Raw genomic sequence first — 21,667 nt, forward strand, 5'->3', positions numbered from 1 at the left:
TCCGCGATGAACCTTTTTTTTGCGTCAGGATGACGGAGGCGGCAAGGAATGCCGACAGCGATACTGATCGATGGCGCGTTTTTCATTAAGCGCTTTCGTCGAATTGAACCGCAGAATCGTTGGAACGCAGCTCGTGCTGCGGAATGCGCACATCGCTGGGCGCTCGCGCACCTTGCCTCCGGCAAGGGCGCGCCTCGTCGCGAGCTCTACCGCATCTTCTTCTACGACTGCCCACCACTTACGACAAAGCTCCACCATCCGCTGACGAAGCGGAGCGTCGACTTCTCGAAGTCCGAAGAAGCTCAATTTCGAAACGAGCTTCACGCACACCTCCGTGTGAAGAGAAAGATGGCGCTTAGGCTCGGTCACCTGTCCAAGCAGGTCCGGTGGACTCTTACGCCGGAGGCGATCGAGAAGCTTCTCAAGGAGAAGATGTCCTTTGACGAGCTGGCGCCAGAACACGTTGTACCCGGCGTTAGACAGAAAGGAGTCGACATGCGGATCGGCATAGACGTCTCTGCGCTGGCCTTTAAACGGTGCGTTGACCAGATCGTCCTCATCGCAGGGGATGCCGACTTCGTGCCCGCCGCGAAGCAGGCGCGACGGGAGGGGATCGACTTCGTGCTTGACCCACTCTGGGCGCATATCCCTGATGGCTTGCAGGAACATGTCGACGGGCTAAGGACGACATGCCCGCGGCCCGCGGAGCGCGTGCTGCTTCCTGGCCCATGGTAGTCAGCCATGGAGCGGCGCTGATATCGTCCCCAGCCAGGTACTTGACTCGTCGGTGCGCCATGAACATCCACTTCATCATCCATGAGGCCTTTGAGGCGCCTGGCGCCTTCGAGGCCTGGGCACGCGATCGTGGCCAAACCGTCTCGCGCAGCCGCGTGTACGCGGGCGAATCCCTGCCGGAAGGGGTCGGCGACATCGATCTACTCGTTGTGTTCGGGGGGCCGCAATCGCCCGCCACGACACTGGCCGAATGCCCGCACTTCGACGCACGCGCCGAGATGGCCCTCATCAACCTGGCTATCGCCGCTGGCAAGGCCGTGGTGGGCGTTTGCCTGGGGGCCCAGTTGATCGGCGAGGCCCTTGGCGCATCGCATGCGCGTAGCCCGGAGCCCGAGATCGGCAGTTTTCCCATCGCGCTGACTCGCGATGGTCGCACCAACCCGAAGTTCGCCGCGTTGGGCGATGGCCTTGCCGTCGGCCACTGGCACGGTGACATGCCGGGCCTCACGCCGGGGGCCACCGTCATCGCGGTCAGCGAGGGCTGCCCACGGCAGATCGTCGAATACACGCCCCTCGTCTACGGCTTCCAGTGCCACATGGAGTTCACGCGCGACGTTGTGGAGGGGCTTATCGCCGCGTCGACGGACGAACTGCGGCGCCTTGCCGGCCGCCCGTTCGTCCAGCCGCCGGATGTGCTGCGTGCAAGCAGCTACGGTGCCATGAACGAGGCACTCTTCGCCTTCCTCGATGCCTTGGTGAGCGACTACATCGGCCACAAGACAGCCATTCCGGCCTAGCGGCGCGCTGCACCGGCCCTTGGGCCCTTGGGGGTGCATGCGATAGAGTGGCCCATCGCATGCACTGCCCGGAGGACACATGTCGCAACACCAGAAGCCGGGTAAGCGGTAGGCAGAAGGGTTAGCGCGCGCCATGGGTCAAGAGCGGTTCGTACCTGGCAAGGCGGCCGTCGTCGCCATCGTCCTCCTTTGCCTGCTCACGGCGGCCACGTTCTACGCACCGCGTTTGCGCACGGTAACCGCCTCCGTCGAAACGGTGCCCGCCGCCTCGCCGCTGCGTCCCGTCGTCGAGATGTGGCTGAGTACCGCCAACCGGCGCCTCAAGATGGCGCCCCAGGACGACCTCGCCATCACGCGTGGCGGCAACGCGCCCGCCGACATCACCATCGACGTCACCGAGCGCTACCAGAGCATGGTGGGCTTCGGCGCGGCGATGACCGATTCCTCCGCGTGGCTGGTGCACAACCGCATGGATGCGGCACAGCGCCGTGCGCTGATGCAGGAGTTGTACGGGCCGCCGCCCAACCTCAACCTCAACATGATGCGGGTGACGATCGGCTCGTCCGATTTCTCGCTCAACGTCTACACGCTCGACGACATCCCCTTCGGCCAGACCGATCCGCAACTGAAGTACTTCAACACGGCGCCGGTGATGGCCGACGTCGTGCCGTCGATCCAGCAGGCGCTGTCGATCAATCCCGGCCTGCTCATCATCGCGTCGCCTTGGACGGCACCCGCATGGATGAAGACCACGGGTAACCTCTACGGTGGCGAGCTGCTCGAGGAATTCGAAAGCGCGTACGCCGATTACCTCATCCACTTTGTCACGGCCTACCGCGCGCTGGGCATCCCGCTTTTCGCCATCACGCTGCAGAACGAGCCGCGCTTCCAGCCCATCAGCTACCCCGGCATGGGCATGCCCGCGGATACCCGCGCACGCATCATCGGCGACTACCTGGGCCCGCGCCTGGCGAAGCGTGCGCCCGGCACGCGTATCCTCGACTGGGACCATAACTGGAGCCACCCCGACGAGCCGCTCACGGTATTCGGCGACGCCAAGGCATCGCCCTATGTCGACGGCGTGGCGTGGCATTGCTACGAAGGCAGCCAGCACGAGCAGGGCCGCGTGCATCGCGCGTTCCCCGACAAGAACACCTACATCACCGAATGCTCCGGCGGCGACTGGTCGCTCAACATGAACGGTGAATTGTTGTGGTCAGCACGCAACCTGCTTGTCACCGGCATCCGCCAGTGGGCGCGCGGCGTCGTCTACTGGAACCTCGCGCTCGATGAAAACCATGGCCCGCACTTTGGCGGCTGCGCGCTGTGCAAGGGCCTCGTCACCATTGATTCGTCGTCGGGCGACGTCACCCGCAACGACGAGTACTACGCCATCGAGCACTTCAGCCGCTTCGTGCTACCCGGCGCGTACCGGGTGAAGTCGAACGATACCGATGCGGAGAAGGGGCTCGCCAACGTGGCTTTCCAGAACCCCGACGGCTCCATGGCGCTGGTCGTGGTCAATATCCGCAAGGAGTCGCGGCACGTCGCCGTGGCCGAAGGCGAGCGGCACTTCGACTACCTCATGCCGCCTGAAAGCGTTGCCACGTTCAGCTGGAGCCAGGCCCCGGTCGGTGTGTGGATGCGACGCGCCCTGCAATGGCTCAACCGGGGCGGTGCACCCGCCCCGGAGGCGTCGGCCCCCCCTCAAAGCCCCTGAGCAGACCCGCCCACCCCCGCCCGGGCACCTGTTGCGCCACGACTTGACACCGGTGTCAGTCCCGTTACACCCTGATGTCGAATCCGGTGCGGGGGGCACCACGGATGACGCGTTCCACCCTTTGGTGCAAAGCGGTTGGGGAAATCGGGGATGCAATTTCTTGCGGGCGATATCGGCGGCACGAACGGCCACGTCGCGCTCATGCGCGCCGCCGAAGGCGGCTCGGGCGCACTCGAGGTGCTGGCCTACCGCGTGTACCCGTGTGCGGCGTTCCCGTCGCTCGCCGACCTGCTGAAGGCTTTCATCGATAGCGAGGTGCGCTCCCCCGTGTCGCACTGCGTCCTCGCGTGTGCCGGGCAGGTGCTGGGCGACGAGGTGCTGAACGACAACCTCGCGTGGCCCGTGCGCCTCGATGGCCTGCGCACCGCGCTCGGCCTGGACGAGGTCGCCCTGCTCAACGATTTCGAGGCGCTGGCCTATGCCATCGAGGGGCCGCTGGCCGCGAGCGGTCGGCACCTGTGTGGCCCCGCCACGCGCGGCCATGGCCCTTCGCTCGTCATCGGGCCGGGCACGGGGCTGGGCGCCGCGGCGCACGTGCCCGGGGCGCCCCACGCGGCCGTCCTCACCACCGAAGCCGGCCAGATGGATTTCGCCCCCCACTCGCTGCGCGAGCGCGAGGTGCTGGCATGGCTGGCGCCCGCGGGTGGCTACGTGCCTGTCGAGCACATCGTCTCGGGCCCCGGCCTGCTCACCGTCTACGAGGCGCTGTGCGCCCTGGATGGCGACGTGCCGGCACTCGCCACGCCCAAGGCCGTGACGGCCGCCGCGGCCGCGCGCGCCGACCGCCACGCCGTCGAGGCGGTCGAGCTGTTCTGCGCGGCGCTCGGTAGTTTCACAGGCAGTGTCGCCATGACTTACATGCCCACAGGTGGCATCTTCCTCGCCGGTGGCTTCTTGTCGTCCATTTTCGACATGCTGAAGCACAGCGCGTTCGAAGAGCGCTTCCTGCATGGCCGCAGCGTGCGCGCACTGCTCGCGCAGGTGCCGGTATGGGTGGCGGAGCACGGCGCCCATGGCGTACACGGCGCCGCCCGTTGGTATTTGCATCATCGCGCGACGCCCGGCGTCGCCACGCCAGAGGGCGCGGCCGCGTGAGGGGCGTCTCGCCCATGGCCTGGCTCCGCCGCATGGCGCTGGCATGCGCGGCCATGGCGGCGGCGGCCGTAACCACGGGCGCGATCGCCTCGGCGCCCGCTGCGTGGTCGCTGATGCCCATGCCCGCGGTAGCAACGCCTTCCGGCAAGAGTTCGTTGGTGGTCGACACGGGTGCAAGCGTGGCCGTGCGCGGTACCGACCCGGCGCTATCGGCCGTGGTCGATCGCTTCATGCAGCGTGTGGCCACCACGCGTGGCCTTGCCTTGCGCAAGGCTGCTGTTGGGGGCGCACCGGCCACGATCACGTTCGAGGTGAATCCCGACGCAGCGGTGGCGGGCGACGAAGGCTATGCCATCGCCATCGGCGAACACGGCATCGTCGTGACGGCGCGCTCCGCCCGCGGCGCTTTCTACGGTGGCGTGACCGTCTGGCAGCTTCTCACCCAGCCGGGCTGGACGAAGGGTGCCCCCGCGCGCGTGGCGTACGGCAGCATCGAGGACCACCCACGCTTCGCATGGCGCGCGGTGTTGCTCGACTCGAGCCGCCACTACCAAAGCGCGGACGACATCAAGCGGCTCATCGACTGGATGTCGCTCGATAAGCTCAACGTCGTGGTGTGGCACATCACCGATGACCAGGGCTGGCGCCTGCCGGTGCCGAAGTACCCCGAACTGTCGACGAAGGGTGCGTGCCGCGAGCCCGTGGGTAACGACGCGCAGGTGTCGGGTGGCCGCGACAAGCCTTACTGCAAGGTCTACACGGCGGACGAAATCAAGGGCATCGTGCGCTACGCCGCCGAGCGCTACGTCGACGTCGTGCCCGAAATCGACCTGCCCGGGCATTCGCAGGCCACCATCGCGGCCTACCCCTGGCTCGGCGTGACCGGCAAGCGGCCAGCGGTATGGACCGCGTGGGGCGTGAGCCCGTGGCTGCTCAATCCGAACGCGAAGACGCTGACGTTCGTCAACGACGTAATGGACGAGGTGATGCGCCTGTTCCCGTCGCACTACGTTTCCATCGGCGGTGATGAAGCTGACAAACAGCAGTGGAACGCTTCCAAGGAAGTGAACGCGCAGATGAAGGCGCTGAAGCTCGCGAACATGGATGAGTTGCAAGGCTGGTTCATGCAGCAGGTGGCGGATTACCTCGTGAAGCATGGCCGCACCCCGGTGGGCTGGGACGACGAAGTCGATGCCGGTGTCGCGCTGCCGCGCGGGCAGCTGGTGATGTCGTGGCATGGTGACCACGACGAGCGCGTGGCGCTTGCCTCACTTCGCCAAGGCCACGACGTGGTCATGACGCCCCAGGAATCGCTGTATTTCGACCACCGGCAGACCGGCCATCCGGATGAATGGGCCGGCCCACCACCCGAAGTCACGCTGCGCGAGGCGTACGACACGCAACTCGTGCCCCCGGGCACGACCGCGGAAGAAGCGAAGCACATCGTCGGCGTGCAGGCCGGCCTGTGGGCCGAACAGCTGCTGACCTTCGCCCATACCCAGCATGCGACCTTCCCGCGCCTCGCCGCGCTGGCGGAACTGGGCTGGTCACCGGCGACGACGCACGATTGGGACGGCTTCATGGCGCGGCTGCCCGCGCAGGTCGCGCGCTATCGCGGGCTCGGTATCGGCATGGCTGATACGGCATTCGCACCGGCCTTCGAGCTGTCGCGTGCGGAAGGCCAAGGCTATCGCGTCACCATCGATAGCCAAGTGCCGGGCTTCGCCATCCGTTACACCACCGACGGCTCGGCACCCACGGCCACATCGCCGGCGTATACCCAGCCACTCACACTGCCGGCGGGAACGACCGTGCGCGCCGCGACGTTCGCGGCCGACGGCACCGTGCTTGCGGACGCCCGTACGGTAACCGTCGATGACGCAACGCTGTGGCGCCGTGACAGCGCCGCACTGCGCACCTGCTCCGGTGAGCCGCCATCGCGCCTTGAGGGCGCAAAGCCGAAGGCGGGTAGCAGCGCGGTTTACGCCGTGGAAATTGGCAACGCCTGCTGGCTCTGGCCGGACGCGGCGGTGCAGGGCGCCACCCATGTCAGCGTAACGGCCGAGAAGCTGCCGTGGCGCTACGGCGATGAATCCCGCGGTGCGGTGGTGCACGACAGCCACGGTGCCGCCGCCGGCTTCGAGATCCATGCGAACGGCTGCGATGGCCCGCGCGTTGCCGCGCTGCCGTTCGCGGCGGGCGCGTCGGCGTCCGGGTCGGTACACCTGGAGGCAACGCTTGCCGCGCCCATCGCGGCGGGCAAGCAAACGCTATGTGTTTTCGCAACGGGCGACCCACGCAAGGGGCAGTGGGCGCTGGGGAAGGTTTCGTTTTCAAAGTAGGGCGGTGCGCTGGGGCGCACCGGGGGTTGGGGCAAGCATGCATTGGCATCACCACGGCGCGCGCCACGGGCGCGGCCGCGCATGCCGCGTTCCCGCAAAGAGAGGTCCATTCGTTCCGACAGGCACCAGTCAGAGGTAACGGCCCATGTCCAGAGCACTTCGCAAGCATCCCTTGTCGTTCGCCATCACGGTAACCCTGCTGGCCGTCGCTTCGACGCAGGCGGGTGCCTCCACGTTCTTCGACGTGCAGCAGGACGGGCAACCGGCCCAGGCCACGACGACACAAGCCACCTCGCCCCCGCCCGCGGCGAAGAAGGGTGCTGGCAAGGAGGGGGAGGGCGACCAGGCGCAGAACGCCGTCGACCTCTCGGGCGTCACCGTCACCGGCGTGCGCGCATCGCAGATGAAGGCGATCGACGTGAAGCGCGATGCCGACAAGATCCAGGACAGCATCACCGCCGAGAACATCGGCGCGCTGCCGGACACGACGATCACCGATTCACTCCAGCGCATCACGGGCGTGCAGATCAACCGCGATGCCGGCGTGGGCACCTCGGTGGATGTGCGCGGCCTGCCCCAGGTCGGCACCATGCTGAACGGCGAAGTGTTCATCACGGCCGACCAGATCGATTCCCAGCAGCCCGATTTCAGCATGCTTCCCTCCACGCTGTTCCACGGCGCGGACGTGGTGAAGTCGGCCACCGCCGACGAGACCGACGCGGGCATCAGCGGCGCCATCGACCTGCACACCTACCGGCCGTGGGATCTTCCTTCCGGCTTCACGTACAGCTATTCGGCGAACGGCGAGCGGGGCTCGACGACGAAGCACACCGGCCCCGAGGCCAACGGCCTCTTCTCGTACAACGACAACGGGCGCTGGGGCTTCCTGCTCTCGGGTGATTACTCCGATACCCGGCGCATGAACTCCACCGAGGGCCTGGACTCGTACGGCGTGGTGCTCAACGGCGAAAACGCCGCCAGCGCCGGGGGCTACAACGGCTTCCTCACCCCGTGGAACGACGCGCCGATACCGTCGCAGATCGTGCAGAACGCCGACGGCAGCGTCGACGTGAACGGCGATGGCAAGTCCAACGGCGTGTTCATGGGTAGCCAGAACTTCGCCATCAACCAGATCTTCACCGAGCGCAAGCGCAAGTCGGCCAATGCGTCGTTCCAGTTCGATATCGGCAGCGGCCTCAGCCTCACGGCCGATTATTTCTACTCGCAGCAGCACGAGTTCGACCGGAACGCCGGTATCCAGTTCAACTCCACGAACTGGCAGGGCGCGACGTACGTACCGCTGCAGTCCCACGATACCGGCCAGCCGGCACTGGGTTCGTACGGCACGCCGGAGCCAGGCTGGGAAGGCTCGAACATCTTCACCACGCAGGTGTACCAGAAGTGGCCGGGCGACGTGGAGTCGTACTCGCAGATGATCCGCAAGTTCTCCGACGCGAAGAACCTGAACCTGCAGCTGGATTACGACGACGGTGGCCCCTTCACCGCAACGCTGCGTGGCATCCATGACACGGCGGCGCAGCACCTGCAGGAAACCGACGTCAACATTTCGGACTCCGATGGCGCGCTGTGGCCCAACGTGCTGGCGGATGGCGTGACCGAGGACCAGGTGCCGCCGGGCACGATGATCTACCCCGCCGAACTGGGTGGCAACCGCGTGTTCAACGCCAACGGCATACCGCAGAACACGATACCCATCACGGCCGATTTCCGCGGCCGGTACCTCAAGATCAGCACGCCTGCCGAGCTCGCGGCGGCGTTCGCCGACCCCAACGCATGGACCATGAAGACGCTCGAATCCTCGGGTAACTACGACCGCAAGGTAGCCCTCAACGCCTTGCGCTTCGATGGCAAGTTCGAGTTCAGCGACGGCTTCAAGCTCAAGTTCGGTGTACGCAACAGCATCCGCGATGCGAGCAACGAGGGCTGGACGTTCGAGGTGCCGGTGTACGCCGGCATGGGCGCCACCGACCCCAACGGGTGCCTGGTGCGCTATGTCGGTGCCGACGTGGTACTGAACAGTGGCTCGTGTACGGCCGGCAACGAGCTGGGCTATTACCGTGGTGGCCCGCTGTCGGCCCTCGCGATGCCAAACACGGCCGCACCGTTGGCGAACAACTTCAAGGCGTATAACAACCTGCTCGGCTCGGGCATCAACTTCTGGGCCATCGACCCGAATGCCATGAAGGACCCCGAGGCCTACTGGAAATCGCTATACCCCGATACGGTGCGCGTCGGCGAACCCGGCACGACCTGGGGCGTGCGGCTCAAGGAGCTCTCGGGCTACCTGCAGGGCGATTTCAACGGCATGATCGGCAACATGCCCTACAGCGGCAACGTTGGCGTGCGGCTTATCCGCAGCAAGCTGGACGTGACCCAGCACCTCAGTGGCGACCCGGGTGCCTACGGCGACGAGGCCGAGGACGTGGGCCGGGATATCACCAAGCGCTCGTACCAGGACGTGCTGCCGTCGGCCAACTTCGCACTGGACGTGACCGACAGCCTGAAGGTGCGCCTGGCCTATTCCAAGAACATGATGCCGCTGAACCTCAGCACATGGGCCGGTGGCCTGCAGCTGAACTACTCGCTCTCGGAAACGCCGGACGGCCCGCTCTACCGCGTGTCGAACGGTACCTCGTCGGGCAACCCGCACCTCGACCCGTGGCGCTCCACCAACTTCGGCGCATCCGCGGAGTACTACATCAACCCCAGCAGCATGGTCAGCCTGGCGCTGTTCCGCATCAACGTGGATAGCTTCATCAAGAACGGCAGCGTCACGGATTGCACGCTGCCCGACGAGGATGGCGTGGTGCGCAACCACTGCATCGTCATCACCCAGCCGGTGCAGGGCACGGGTAACAGCATCAAGGGCGCCGAGCTGGATTACCGCCAGGGCTTCACGTTCCTGCCGGGCATCCTCTCCAAGACCGGCATGGAGGTCAACGCTACCTATGCGCCCAGCAACTCGGGCGAAAAGGACCTTGCCGGCAAGAAGATCCCGTTCCAGGATAACTCCACCGAATCGGGTAACTTCATCCTGTGGTACCAGGACGACCGCTTCCAGGCGCGCGTGGCGTACAACTACCGCTCCAAGCGCGCCGTGGAGGATAGCGTCGGCGGCATCACGGGCCTTGAGATGTACGAGGCGCCACAGAAGTACATCGATGCCTCCATCTCGTACAAGTTCGCCAAGCAGCTGGAAGTGTTCCTCAACGGCACGAACCTCACCAACGAGTACCAGCATTACTATCTGACCTGGAAAGACCAGCCCGGGCACTCGTCGTTCTCCGAGCGCATGTTCATGCTCGGCATCCGTGGCCAGTGGTAGGGGAACCCATGAGCGAGCGTAGTTTCCATCGGTCGATCGGTGTCTTCTCGGGCACCGCCATCAACATGACGCAGATGTGCGGCATCGGGCCATTCATCACCATCCCGTTGATGGTTGCGGCCATGGGCGGCCCGCAGGCCATCGTCGGGTGGGTCGTCGGTGCCCTGCTGGCGATGGCCGATGGCCTGGTGTGGGCGGAGCTGGGCGCGGCCATGCCCGGCTCCGGCGGCACCTACGTGTACCTGCGCAAGGCGTTCCAGCAGCGGACGGGCAAGCTCATGCCCTTCCTCTTCATCTGGACGATGCTGCTGGCCATCCCGTTGCTCATGTCCACGGGCATCATCGGCATGGTGGAGTACCTGCAGTTCTTCTTCCCGAACATGGGCTGGGGTACCACGCACGTCGTGGGCGTGGCAGCGACGGGGCTGGTCACCTGGATGCTTTACCGCCGGATCGAATCGGTGCGCGTCATCACCATCGCGCTGTGGGTGATCATGCTCGTGTCGATCATCGGCGTGGCGGCGGCCGGGTTCTCGCACTTCGATGCGAAGCTGGCATTCAACTTCCCGCCCGGGGCCTTTGGCTCGCGCTTCTTCGTCGGGCTCGGGGCCGGCCTCATCATCGGCGTCTACGATTACCTGGGCTACAACACCACGGCCTATATCGGCGATGAGCTGCGTGACCCGGGGCATACGATGCCGCGCACCATCATCATCTCGATCATGGCCATGATGGTGGTGTATCTGCTGTTGAACATCAGCGTGCTGGGCGTGGCGCCGTGGCAGGAGATTGCCACGTCCAAGTCGGTCGCGTCGCTCGTGGTGGAGCGTAGCTGGGGCCATGCCGCGGCGGCGGTCATGACCACGCTGATCATCATCACGGCGCTGGCATCCGTATTCACGGGGTTGCTGGGTGGTTCACGCGTGCCCTTCGAGGCCGCACGGGACAAGGTATTCCTGTCGGCCTTCGGCCGCCTTCATGCGAAGGGTGGCTTCCCGCATGTCGCCTTGCTGACCATGGGCATCGTGACGGCCATCGGCACGTTCTTCGACCTCACCGAGGTCATCAACATGCTGCTGACCGCGACGATCCTGGTGCAGTCCATAGCCCAGGTCGTGGCGCTCGTCGTGCTCCGCCGCCGGGAGCCGGGGTTGCCGCGGCCTTACAGGCAATGGCTTTACCCGGTGCCATGCATCATCGCGCTAGTGGGCTGGGTGTATGTCTACGTCTCCGCATCCACTCTGTCGCTGATGCTGTCGGGCGCATGGATCGCCGCCGGCCTCGTCGTTTTCGCACTCTGGGCCCGCGTCAATGCCGCATGGCCGTTCGCCCCCCTGGAAACCCGGCACGCCGCCGTGCGGGAGTCGTAGCACCATGCACACCACCCTCCGTTCTGCCGTCACCGCCGCCTTCGTGGCGTGCCTGGCCGTCGCCCCCGTCGCGATGGCCGCGACCACCTATGCCGATACACGCGTCGCCGCCGACGCGGGCACCGTTACGCCCATCAGCCGCTGGCATATCCAGGATGTCGCCAAGGCGCCACAGGATGGCGCGGCCATTTCCGCCAGCGGCTTCGCCACGAAGGAGTGGTACCCGGTTACCGGCCGTGCGACGGTCATGGCGGGCCTGCTCGAGAACGACGTCTTCAAAGGCGACGTGTTCCACAGCGATAACCTCCGCGCCGTGCAGGTACCCGATGCGAGCGGCAACCTGTTCGTGACCCCATGGTGGTATCGCGCCGGCGTGGTGCTGCCGAAAGCGGGCGCGGGGCGACACACGTTGCTGCGCACGCACGGCATCATCGCCAGCGCCGACGTGTGGGTGAACGGCAAGCAGGTGGCCGACCATGCGGACGTTGCCGGGGCCTATCCCGTACGCGACATCGATATCACGCAGGCGGTACACGGCGGTGCGAACGCCGTGGCGTTGAAGGTCTATCCCGGTGACCCGCGCATGGTCCTGTCCATCGGCTGGGTGGACTGGAACCCCACGCCGCCCGACAACAACATGGGCCCGTGGCGCGGGGTGGATATCCTGCAGACCGGGCCCGTGGCGCTCAGCGCACCCCACGTGGCCACGACCCTTTCGGCGGATCTCAAGCAGGCCACGCTGGCCACGACGGTAACAGCCAGGAACCTGGATTCCGTGGCGCACGATGCGACGCTGTCCGGCACGGTCGCCGACAAACCCATCCAGCAGACCGTCCATCTCGGTTCCGGCGAAACGAAGGTGGTGTCGCTAGCGACCGGCGCATCGCCGTCGGTGGTACTGGATAACCCGAAGGTGTGGTGGCCCATCGGCATGGGTGGACACCCGCTCTACGACATGAAGGTGTCGGCGACCGTCGATGGCGCGACCTCGGACCGCGCGGCCACGACGTTCGGCGTGCGCCGCGTCGAGTCCGCGCTGACGCGCCAGGGCTACCGCCAGTTCACCATCAACGGCAAGCCGCTATTGATCCGTGGCGGTGGCTGGGCGCCCGACATGTTTCTCCGCGACGATCCCGCGCGTATGGAAGCCGAATTCAGTTACGTCGTGAACCTGGGCATCAACACGATCCGCAGCGAAGGCAAGCTGGAGAATGATCGCTTCTACGACCTCGCCGACCGCAACGGCATCATGGTGCTGGCCGGCTGGGAATGTTGCGACAAGTGGGAGGCCGCCGCCAAGACCGGTGGCCTGCCGTGGAATGACGCGGACATGCGCGTGGCACAGGCATCGATGGAAAGCGAGGCGCGCCTGCTTCGCAACCACCCCTCGGTGATCGGCTTCTTCATCGGCAGCGACCACGCGCCGCCGCCCGCGCTGTCGAAGATGTACACCGATACGCTGCATGCCGAGGGCTGGACGCTGCCGATCATCTCGGCCGCGGTACCCGAAGGCACGCCCGAGGCCGGCCTTTCGGGTACGAAGATGGCGGGCCCGTACGACTGGATTCCGCCGTCGTACTGGTATGCCGACAAATTCGGTGCGGCCTTCGGGTTTGACTCTGAAGTCAGCGCCGGTGCCGTGATCCCGCGCCTCGAAGACGTGCAGCGCATGCTTTCGGTCCAGGAGCAGGAAGCCCTGTGGAAATACCCGGAAACGCGCCAGTTCCATGCATCGGCCGACTGGTCCACCTTCGCCGTGCTCACGCCGTTCGATACGGCGCTGGCGAAGCGCTACGGCGCACCCAAGGGCCTCGAGGACTACGTGGCGAAAGCCCAGCTCGATAACTACGACGGCGTGCGTGCGCAATTCGAAGCGTTCAATGCGCGCATGGGTGCGGCCAACCCGGCCACCGGCGTCATCTACTGGATGCTCAACAACGCGTGGCCATCGCTGCACTGGCATCTCTACGACTACTACCTGAACCCGGCCGGCGCTTACTACGGTGCGAAGAAGGCGAACGAGCCGGTGCACATCCAGTACTCGTACGATTCGCGCGCCGTCATGGTGGTGAACCATACGCTGGAGGATCGCCACGGGTTGGTGGCTTCGCTAAAGGTCCGCAACCTCGACGGCAGCGTGCGCTTCGAGAAGCAGGTGGCAGGGATCGACCTGCAAGGCAACCACGCCCAGGCCGTGCTCGACCTGCCGGCGGTCACCGGGCTGTCGCCCGTCTACTTCATCGAGCTCACCCTCGCGGGTGCCGACGGCAAGCAGGCCAGCCGCAACGTGTACTGGCTCTCCACGCGCCCCGACAAGCTGGATTGGGCGAAGTCGAACTGGTACCTCACGCCGCTGACGCAGTACGGCGACTTCACCGCCCTGGCCTCGCTACCCAGGGCCACCCACACGCTGCGGGTGTCGACGGCGCGCGAGGGTGACGAGGAGGTCGCCACCGTCACGCTCTCCGTACCTGCCTCGTCCCCGGCCGTCGCCGTGCAGGAACATCTTTCGATCCGTCGTGGCGCCAAGGGCGACCTTGCGCTGCCCGTGAGGTGGACTGACAATGACGTGACGCTGTGGCCCGGCCAGTCGGTCGTACTCACGGCGCGCTACCCGGCGCAGGGCAACGCGGCCGCGGTGGTCGAGGTATCCGGTTGGAATACGGCAGCCACCCAGGGAACGAAGCATTGAAGAGGCCTTCATGTCGCGCGTGACCATCAACGATGTGGCTCGTGCGTCCGATACGTCGAAGAAGACCGTTTCCCGCGTGCTCAACCAGGAGCCGGGCGTGCGCAAGGAAGTGCGCGACCGCGTGCTGGCCGCTGTCGCCGAGCTGAAGTACCGGCCGCTGGCATCGGCGCGCAGCCTCGCATCCAATCGCTCCTTCATGATCGGCCTGCTGTACGACAACCTGTCGCCCAGTTACGTCATGGAAGTGCAGGCCGGCGTGCAGGAGGCCTGCGAGGCGCACCAGTACAGCATGATGGTGCAGCCGCTGGATTCCACGGCGGCGGATTTCATGGAGCGCGTGGAAGGCATCCTGTGGCGCCACCGCCCCGATGGCCTGGTCCTTACACCGCCCATTACCGACCACCCGGCCTTGCTCGCGCACCTGTGCGCCACGGGCACGCCATTCACGTCCATCGCGCCGCGCAAGCCCAAGGGCATCGCGGGGGTGATCCTCCAGGAACGGGAAGCTGCCGCGGCGATGGTGGACCATCTCGTCGCGCTGGGGCACCGGCGCATCGCGCACATCATCGGCGACCCGAAACACGGCGCCGGCGTGTGGCGCCTCGCGGGCTTCCGCGATGGCCTGGAGCGTGCGGGCATCGAGGAGCGCGCCGAGTACATGGTGCAGGGCCGCTTCTCGTTCGAATCCGGCGTGAAGGCCGCGCGGCAGTTGCTACAGCTGAAGCAGCGGCCCACCGCGATCTTCGCGGCCGACGACGACATGGCCGTCGGCGCCATCTGGGCGGCCGCCGAAGCGGGCGTGTCAGTGCCTGGCGAGGTCTCCATCTGCGGCTTCGACGACACCACCATCGCCACCCAGGTGTGGCCCCTGCTCACCACGGTGCACCAGCCCGTACGCGACATGGGCAAGCGGGCTACCGAAGAACTGCTGTTGGGGCTGCTCGGCAAGGGCGAGCCCCGCATGGTCGAAGTCGATTACCTGATGCGGTTGCGCGATTCCACCGCGCCCGCACCCCGATAGAGGACGCACCGCATGGCACCCCAGCGCCGGTTCCACTTCATTTCTGGCCTGCCGCGTGCGGGTACCACCTTGCTCGCCGCCATCCTCAACCAGAACCCGCGGTTCCGGGCGGGCATGACCAGCCCGGTGGCCGACATCATGGGTGTCGTCGTGGCCGAGGCCAGCACCAGGAACGATTTCGCCTTCGATGTCACCGACGAACAGCGCACGGCACTGCTGCGCGGCCTCGTCGAGAACTTTTACTCGGTGGATACCGAGACGGAAGTGATCTTCGACATGAGCCGCCTGTGGTGCAGCCGCATGGGCCTGCTCAACGCGCTGTTCCCGGGTGTGAAAGTGGTGGCCTGCGTCCGCCAGCTGGCCTGGGTGCTCGACAGCATGGAGCGGCTGGTGCAGAAGCAGCCCGTCAGCGTCAGCAAGGTGTTCCGCTACGACACCAACACCACGGTATATTCGCGCGTCGAGGCACTGACCGATCCACGCGGCATGGTGGGCTTCGCCTACCAGGCCACGAAGGAAGCCTTCTACGGCGAACATGCGCGTGACCACCTGTTGCTCCTCACATACGAGAGCCTCGTGCGCGCCCCGGAAGCCTCCGTCCGGGCGGTCTACGCGTTCCTTGGTGAACCCTGGTTCGAGCACGACTTCAACCACATCCAGTACAACGCCGATGAGTTCGACGCCCGCGTCGGCATGCCCGGCCTGCACACGGTTCGCGCGAAAGTCGAGGCCGTCGAGCGGCCGCCCGTGCTGCCGCGCGAGGTCTTCGGCCGCTTTGCCAATGAGGCGTTCTGGGCGGACCCGAAGAACAACGTCAATCAGGTCACCATCGTTTGACCATGCTGGTCGAGCCGCACGGTGGCGTGCTGAAGGATCTTTACCTGCCTGTCGACGAGGCCCATGACGCGCGCCGCGCATCGGGCACGCTACCTTCCGTGGTGCTCGACAATCGCCACCTGTGCGACCTCGAGTTGCTGCTCGATGGCGCGTTCTCGCCGCTTGAAGGCTTCATGGGCGAGGCGGACTACCGCGCGGTAGTAGACGGCATGCGGCTTGCCGATGGCGCGCTGTGGCCGATGCCCATCCCGCTGGATATCACCGAAGGAGCCGCCGCGCCGCTGACAGCAGGGCAGGACGTCGTGCTGCGCGATGTGCAAGGCACGGCCCTGGCCATCCTCACGGTGGCTGACATCTACCGCCCAGACAAGGAACGTGAAGCCCTGCAGGTATACGGCACGTCGGATCGCCAGCACCCTGGCGTAGCGGATCTGTTCCGCCGTGGCGACGTCTACATCGGTGGCTGCCTTCGCGGCCTGCAGCGCCCGGCGCACCATGATTTTACCGACCTGCGTGCGTCGCCGCGCGAGATGCGCGAGTTGCTGATCAGCAGCGCATGGGACCGCGTCGTCGCTTTCCAGACGCGAAACCCGCTGCATCGGGCCCATGTGGAGCTGACGCGTCGCGCCATGGCCGCCGTGGATGGCAAGCTGCTCCTGCACCCTGTCGTCGGCCGTACGAAAGAAGGCGATATCGACATGTATACGCGGGTGCGCTGCTATCGCGCGCTGCTTGCGCAGTACCCGGAAGGTTCGGTGAAGCTGTCGGTGCTGCCATTGGCGATGCGCATGGCCGGCCCGCGCGAAGCGCTGTTGCACGCCATCATCCGCAAGAACTTCGGTGCCGGCTTCTTCATCGTGGGGCGCGACCATGCCGGGCCCGGCAAAGATGCCGCGGGCCAGCCGTTCTATGACCCACTGGCGGCGCAGAAGCTCGTGCAGGCCCATGCGTTTGAGCTGGGCATCACGGTATTGCCGTTCGCGCCCATGGTGTACTCGCCGTCGCGGGACGCCTATGTAGGCACCGACGAGCTGCGCGACGGCGAAGCCGTCAACGATGTCTCCGGCACGGAACTACGCAAGCACCTGCGCGATGGCAGCCCAATCCCGCCATGGTTCACGTACCCCGAGGTGGAGGCCATCCTGCGGCAGCGCTTCCCGCGCACCGAAGGCAAGGGCTGCGCCATCTTCTTCACCGGGCATTCGGGTGCGGGCAAGTCCACCATCGCGCAGGCGCTCATGGCGGCCATCCTCGAGCAGGCGGGGCGGCAGGTCAGCATGCTCGACGGCGACGAGGTACGCAGGACCTTGTCGGCCGGGCTTGGCTTCTCGCGCGAGGACCGTTCCGCCAACATCCTGCGCATCGCCTATGTCGCCGCCGAGATCGTCCGCCACGGGGGCATCGCCATCTGCGCGCCGATCGCGCCGTACGCGCAGGATCGCGCCGCTGCGCGGGCGCTGGTGGAGGCCCATGGCCAGTTCATCGAAGTGCATGTCAGCACCCGCCTCGATGTGTGCGAGGCGCGCGACACCAAGGGCCTTTATGCACAGGCACGCGCGGGCGTGCTGAAGCAGTTCACGGGCATCAGTGATCCGTACGAGGTGCCCGACGCGCCAGAGCTCCGGCTCGATGGTGGTGAAGGCACGCCGGCGTCGCTGGCCGCGCGCATCATGGACATCCTGAAGCAACGGCAGTTACTGTCCGGGTAACCACAGCAGGGAGCGAAGTGCCATGAAGCGTGCAACATCAAGGCTTGCCCTCATCAGTTGGCTCGCGTGGTGCGCCGCCGCCAGCGCCGCGGACGTTAAGCCGGGCACCTACTCGGGCACCCTGCAGGGCGCGGCGTACCGTATCGACATCCCCGACCACTGGAACGGCAGCCTCGTCATGCTGATGCATGGCTACCAGCCAGTCGGTGCGCCCTTGAAGACACCGATGGAAGCGGCGGACTCCACGCCCGTCTTCCTGAAGAAAGGCTACGCGGTGGCGCAGAGCCAGTACGCGTCGCAAGGCTGGGCCATGGCCGATGCCATCGCCGATAACGAACGGCTGCGCCAGTACTTCACCCACACCTACAAGCAGCCTGCCCAAACGTTTGCCTACGGCTTCTCGATGGGCGGCCTGGCCACGGCGGCAACGATCGAGCGCTATCCCAAGGCGTACAGCGGCGCGATGATCACCTGCGGCCTGACGGTTTCGACACCGGATTTCCTCGCGCGTGGCGCCGTTGAACCGCTCGTTGCCTTCGACGCCCTCATCCCGGGCGTGATTCCCGACCTCGCCGCACCCGATTCCCCGCCAGCGGTCGACCCGGACACCATCGCCAAGGCGGTGCAGGCCCACCCCAGGGAAGCGGCGGTGCTCGCAAAGCGCCTCGAGGAGACGACGGAAACGCTGCCGACCCTTGCGCTCTACTACATGGCGCTGCGGGAGATAGAGAAGCGCGCGGGTGGCATGCCGGTGGACAACCGCAAGACGCTCTACAAGGGCTATGGCGACGATGCCGGCCTCAATCAGAAAGCCCATCGCTACGCGGGCACGCCGGGTGCCATGGCCTACGTGGGCAAGAACGTCACGTTGACCGGCCACATCGCCACGCCCGTGGTCATGCAGTGGAACGCGTTCGACCCGACGATTCCCGCACGGTTCCATGGGGCGTATCCCGACCAGGTACAGGCCGCAGGCAACGGCAAGTGGTTAACCGTGCTGCCACCCTCGGGCGACGGCCACTGCAACTTCACGGATGAGGAGACGGCAACGGCCTTCGATACGCTGGTCCGGAAGGTCGCGGCGCACTGAAGCTACTGGCGGCGCACGACGCTGCTCACGATCAGGCCATCATGGTCGAGCAGGAAGAAGACCTGCTCGGCGCCATTCTGGTGTTGCACGTCATAGGTATCCCAGCCGTAGTCCGTGACGCCGTTGAAGCGCCATGACTGCACGGGGCCGAGTTTTGCGAAGTAGCCCTCCTGCGACGCAAAGTTGTCCGGGTCATCCGGCGCGGTTCTCGGGCTGATGCCCTCCCGGCTGCCGGAATGGGCGAGCACGACACGAAGTGCGCGTTCACTGGCGGGGTAGGGCTTCTGCTCCCTGACCCGAGCGGCCAGGGCCTCCCGTATCCGCTGTGCCCTTGCCTCGCTGACGCGCGGCGCCGTCATGAAAGGCTGCTCGTGGACGCTGATGGCGGCACCGGCATTCGAGAACTTCAGCTTCGCATCGACATAAGGCACGAGGAACGTATCGTCGCTAAGGGTCGTCATGTCGATGATGCCCGCCGCTGAGAGCTGCCCGATGGGTTCGATGGAAAGCCCGTCGCCCTTGCGCCGCACCGTGATGGAAGAGGTATCACTGATCTCGTACGTGCCCACGTACGAGGCAAGCAGGCCGGGATCCACGTGGACCGCGGAACCGGTGGATGCTTTCGTCGCCTCGGGCGGCGTCACCTGCGCCGCGAACACCGCCATGCCCAGCGCGCCACTGACCAGCACGAATGCCGACGCGCGCGCCCACTTTCGTGGCCTCGCCAACATGATATGTATCCTTCGTTCGAGGAAGGTGGGCGACTCGGACATGGCCGTGATCGCACCCACGTATTCCGACTGGTTCTGCCCGACCTGGATCAGCGTCTCGCAGTAGCCGCGAAGATCGCCGCCGCTACCCAGCACGCGGGCATCGCAATCTACTTCGATGGCACAGCGAAGCCGGTGGAACTGCCACCACAGCAGCGGGTTCCAGGGCATGGCGACCAGGAGCGTCATGGCGATGGCGACCAACAGCGGGTCGCGCGCTTCCAGGTGCGACTGCTCGTGCGCCATGACGTAACGCTGCTGTTCGGCAGGCTCGTCCATCACCCAGCCGGGCACGACCACGCGCGAATGGACAAGGCCGACGACGGCCGGGCCCACGTCCGGCGAGACGAGCACCGGGAGGCCGCACAGCGTGTCGCCGATCCAGTCGCGTTTCCGTCGATGGAACAAGGCCGTGGCGAAACCGAGGAACAGCACAAGGGTGAAGGAACTGGCCAGCCACAGATCGAGTGCCAGGCGGTTGGCGCGCATCGACGACGTGAAATGCGCGGCACCACTCCAGTCGATGACGCGCGCGGCGAGCGGCAACGACGTCACATCGCGTAGTGCCCATGACGCCGGTGCATGGGTCTCTCCGGCATGGGCTGCTGGCTGCAGGAAGGACGGGCGCGGCAATGACACGTTGGCCATCGCAAGGGGCACTACGACCGACGCCGCCAGCGAAAGCACCCACGGCCACCGCGTGGGCACCTGGCGCTGCCTCGCCGCCCGCTCGGCGATCCATGCAGCGCCGCTCAACGCCAGGGCGACAAGGGCGGCATAGACCATCCATGCGAGCATGCCTGCTACTCCTTGCCGGCTCGCTCGGCCAGCAGTTTGCGCATGCGGGCGATCTGCGCCGGCGTCAGCTTCTGGTCGGAGACCAGTTGCGTCATGAGCAGCTCGGTGGAGCCCTTGAACAGCTTATCGGTGAGGTGCTGCAGCGCGTTCTTGCGCGCGGCCTGCTGCTTCACGCTCGCGAAATAGCGATGGCCGCGGCCTTCTTCCTCATACCCGACATAGCCCTTAGCCTGCAGCGTGCGCAGCACGGTCAGCACGGTGGTGTAGGCAAGCGTGTCGCTGAGGCGTTCGCGCACCTCGGCCACCAGCGACGGGCCGTGTTCCCACAGCACCTGCATGATGTCCGCTTCGCGGTCGGTGAGGGTGATTTTCATGGTGCCCGCGCCGCCTATGGCTACTAGAACGTTAGTAGATATAGGTGGCGCGTGCACGCTTGTCAACGCCTTATGCGCTCAAGCAAGCCAGTCGCATAATCGCGTTGGATTGGCAGATCCTTCCGGTGTGCATATCCGATGTAACAGTCGCAGCGGGCATTCGGGCAAGGCCGGGCGCCAAGGTACCGTTCGAAGCTTCCGTCGTAGAGGTTACCGAGCGGTGCGGCCACGAAATGGCACCGCGTGACCTCGCCATTGCCGTTGACCGATACAACGTCCTCGCCCGTGGCGCAGGGAGCACCCAGGCTCGGTGGCGGCTCCAGGTTGAGCAGGAAATGCGGATCCACTTGCTTAAGGCGCTCGACATCACCCTCGCTGTAATAGCCGGCCGGCCTCTCATCGTAGGCGTTCAGCCACATCGGAACGGACGCTGGTAGCGCGTCCCGTAGGGCATCGATCTCGTCCAGGTGTTCCTGCATGGCCACCATGCCCACGCTATGGCGTACGCCGCGTCGATGCAACTCCTGGCATCGTTTCACGAACGCGGTCCGCGACACCTGCCCGGGATGGTACGTGCACCACAATGCCAGGGTGTCGAGATTGGCTTCGTCAAGCCAGCGCGTGCCGACGCATAGGTTGGTCTGGATGGCCACCCTACGTAGGTGGCGCAGGTGGCTCAGGCTCACCATGGCGTCCCGGTAGTGGCGGCGCACCAGGCCCTCCCCCCAGGGGGTAAAGAGGATCGACAGCATTCTGGCCTGCCCGGCCGCCCAGTCGACGAAGCGACGGAGATCCCGCGCGTCGTGTTCCAACGCGGCCCGCGAGTCGTGGTGTTTGGCGAAAGGACAGTATGGGCAGTCGTAGTTGCAACTGCTCAAGCGGCCACGGTAGAGGATCGACAGGGGCATGCC

General features: G+C 65.9%; 15 protein-coding genes. 12 read left to right on the forward strand and 3 right to left on the reverse strand.

Annotated elements, in window-relative coordinates; genetic code table 11:
* Positions 1-48: 48 nt before the first annotated feature.
* The 12 genes from VI08_RS22505 to VI08_RS08105 all read left to right on the forward strand — a co-directional run bounded on the left by VI08_RS22505 (position 49) and on the right by VI08_RS08105 (position 18,814).
* Complete coding sequence (locus VI08_RS22505) at positions 49-735, forward strand: NYN domain-containing protein (protein ID WP_045829061.1); 687 nt, start codon at positions 49-51, stop codon at positions 733-735.
* Positions 736-794: 59 nt separating this feature from the next.
* Positions 795-1,532, forward strand: a complete 738-nt coding sequence (locus tag VI08_RS08055) for a type 1 glutamine amidotransferase (RefSeq protein ID WP_045829062.1) — start codon at positions 795-797, stop codon at positions 1,530-1,532.
* A 133-nt stretch (positions 1,533-1,665) separates the two neighbouring features.
* On the forward strand, positions 1,666-3,252 hold the full coding sequence (locus VI08_RS08060; RefSeq protein WP_045829063.1) for a glycoside hydrolase family 30 protein: 1,587 nt from the start codon (positions 1,666-1,668) through the stop codon (positions 3,250-3,252).
* Positions 3,253-3,402: 150 nt separating this feature from the next.
* A complete protein-coding gene (locus tag VI08_RS08065) occupies positions 3,403-4,407 on the forward strand; it encodes a glucokinase (protein ID WP_045829064.1) in 1,005 nt (334 codons plus the stop codon).
* A 14-nt stretch (positions 4,408-4,421) separates the two neighbouring features.
* Complete coding sequence (locus VI08_RS08070; protein WP_052697775.1) at positions 4,422-6,749, forward strand: beta-N-acetylhexosaminidase; 2,328 nt, start codon at positions 4,422-4,424, stop codon at positions 6,747-6,749.
* 145 nt (positions 6,750-6,894) lie between these two features.
* Positions 6,895-10,095: a TonB-dependent receptor gene (locus VI08_RS08075; RefSeq protein ID WP_045829065.1), complete on the forward strand. Its 3,201-nt coding sequence runs from the start codon at positions 6,895-6,897 to the stop codon at positions 10,093-10,095.
* A gap of 8 nt (positions 10,096-10,103) precedes the next feature.
* The gene (locus tag VI08_RS08080; protein ID WP_045829066.1) at positions 10,104-11,465 is read left to right on the forward strand and encodes an APC family permease; all 1,362 of its coding nucleotides are present in this window, start codon (positions 10,104-10,106) and stop codon (positions 11,463-11,465) included.
* Between the two features lie 4 nt (positions 11,466-11,469).
* The gene (locus VI08_RS08085; RefSeq protein ID WP_045829067.1) at positions 11,470-14,157 is read left to right on the forward strand and encodes a glycoside hydrolase family 2 protein; all 2,688 of its coding nucleotides are present in this window, start codon (positions 11,470-11,472) and stop codon (positions 14,155-14,157) included.
* Positions 14,158-14,167: 10 nt separating this feature from the next.
* Positions 14,168-15,178: a LacI family DNA-binding transcriptional regulator gene (locus tag VI08_RS08090; protein WP_045829068.1), complete on the forward strand. Its 1,011-nt coding sequence runs from the start codon at positions 14,168-14,170 to the stop codon at positions 15,176-15,178.
* A 12-nt stretch (positions 15,179-15,190) separates the two neighbouring features.
* On the forward strand, positions 15,191-16,015 hold the full coding sequence (locus tag VI08_RS08095; protein ID WP_045829069.1) for a sulfotransferase family protein: 825 nt from the start codon (positions 15,191-15,193) through the stop codon (positions 16,013-16,015).
* 2 nt (positions 16,016-16,017) lie between these two features.
* Positions 16,018-17,724 (forward strand): bifunctional sulfate adenylyltransferase/adenylylsulfate kinase, encoded by a 1,707-nt coding sequence (locus VI08_RS08100; protein WP_045829070.1) that lies wholly within the window; start codon positions 16,018-16,020, stop codon positions 17,722-17,724.
* A 22-nt stretch (positions 17,725-17,746) separates the two neighbouring features.
* The gene (locus VI08_RS08105) at positions 17,747-18,814 is read left to right on the forward strand and encodes a hypothetical protein (RefSeq protein WP_052697776.1); all 1,068 of its coding nucleotides are present in this window, start codon (positions 17,747-17,749) and stop codon (positions 18,812-18,814) included.
* A gap of 2 nt (positions 18,815-18,816) precedes the next feature.
* Here the strand turns inward: VI08_RS08105 and VI08_RS08110 are convergent, their stop codons facing one another.
* From VI08_RS08110 to VI08_RS08120, 3 genes are all read right to left on the reverse strand, one after another.
* Positions 18,817-20,382 carry a M56 family metallopeptidase gene (locus VI08_RS08110; RefSeq protein WP_045829071.1) on the reverse strand — a complete coding sequence of 522 codons (1,566 nt, stop codon included), beginning with the start codon at positions 20,380-20,382 and terminating at the stop codon, positions 18,817-18,819.
* 5 nt (positions 20,383-20,387) lie between these two features.
* Complete coding sequence (locus VI08_RS08115; protein WP_045829072.1) at positions 20,388-20,756, reverse strand: BlaI/MecI/CopY family transcriptional regulator; 369 nt, start codon at positions 20,754-20,756, stop codon at positions 20,388-20,390.
* Positions 20,757-20,818: 62 nt separating this feature from the next.
* Positions 20,819-21,664, reverse strand: a complete 846-nt coding sequence (locus VI08_RS08120; RefSeq protein ID WP_045829073.1) for an STM4011 family radical SAM protein — start codon at positions 21,662-21,664, stop codon at positions 20,819-20,821.
* Positions 21,665-21,667: the final 3 nt, after the last annotated feature.

The sequence above is a fragment of the Luteibacter yeojuensis genome (assembly GCF_000964085.1).
GTDB lineage: Bacteria > Pseudomonadota > Gammaproteobacteria > Xanthomonadales > Rhodanobacteraceae > Luteibacter > Luteibacter yeojuensis_A.

Excerpts from the sequence above, each read along its gene's own strand:
- VI08_RS08085 (WP_045829067.1), top strand. The coding sequence starts at position 11,470 with ATGCACACCACCCTCCGTTCTGCCGTCACCGCCGCCTTCGTGGCGTGC.
- VI08_RS08115 (WP_045829072.1), bottom strand. The coding sequence starts at position 20,756 with ATGAAAATCACCCTCACCGACCGCGAAGCGGACATCATGCAGGTGCTG.
- VI08_RS08070 (WP_052697775.1), top strand. The coding sequence starts at position 4,422 with ATGGCCTGGCTCCGCCGCATGGCGCTGGCATGCGCGGCCATGGCGGCG.
- VI08_RS08120 (WP_045829073.1), bottom strand. The coding sequence starts at position 21,664 with ATGCCCCTGTCGATCCTCTACCGTGGCCGCTTGAGCAGTTGCAACTAC.
- VI08_RS08090 (WP_045829068.1), top strand. The coding sequence starts at position 14,168 with ATGTCGCGCGTGACCATCAACGATGTGGCTCGTGCGTCCGATACGTCG.
- VI08_RS08060 (WP_045829063.1), top strand. The coding sequence starts at position 1,666 with ATGGGTCAAGAGCGGTTCGTACCTGGCAAGGCGGCCGTCGTCGCCATC.
- VI08_RS08075 (WP_045829065.1), top strand. The coding sequence starts at position 6,895 with ATGTCCAGAGCACTTCGCAAGCATCCCTTGTCGTTCGCCATCACGGTA.
- VI08_RS08110 (WP_045829071.1), bottom strand. The coding sequence starts at position 20,382 with ATGCTCGCATGGATGGTCTATGCCGCCCTTGTCGCCCTGGCGTTGAGC.
- VI08_RS08080 (WP_045829066.1), top strand. The coding sequence starts at position 10,104 with ATGAGCGAGCGTAGTTTCCATCGGTCGATCGGTGTCTTCTCGGGCACC.
- VI08_RS08065 (WP_045829064.1), top strand. The coding sequence starts at position 3,403 with ATGCAATTTCTTGCGGGCGATATCGGCGGCACGAACGGCCACGTCGCG.
- VI08_RS08095 (WP_045829069.1), top strand. The coding sequence starts at position 15,191 with ATGGCACCCCAGCGCCGGTTCCACTTCATTTCTGGCCTGCCGCGTGCG.
- VI08_RS08055 (WP_045829062.1), top strand. The coding sequence starts at position 795 with ATGAACATCCACTTCATCATCCATGAGGCCTTTGAGGCGCCTGGCGCC.
- VI08_RS08100 (WP_045829070.1), top strand. The coding sequence starts at position 16,018 with ATGCTGGTCGAGCCGCACGGTGGCGTGCTGAAGGATCTTTACCTGCCT.
- VI08_RS08105 (WP_052697776.1), top strand. The coding sequence starts at position 17,747 with ATGAAGCGTGCAACATCAAGGCTTGCCCTCATCAGTTGGCTCGCGTGG.
- VI08_RS22505 (WP_045829061.1), top strand. The coding sequence starts at position 49 with ATGCCGACAGCGATACTGATCGATGGCGCGTTTTTCATTAAGCGCTTT.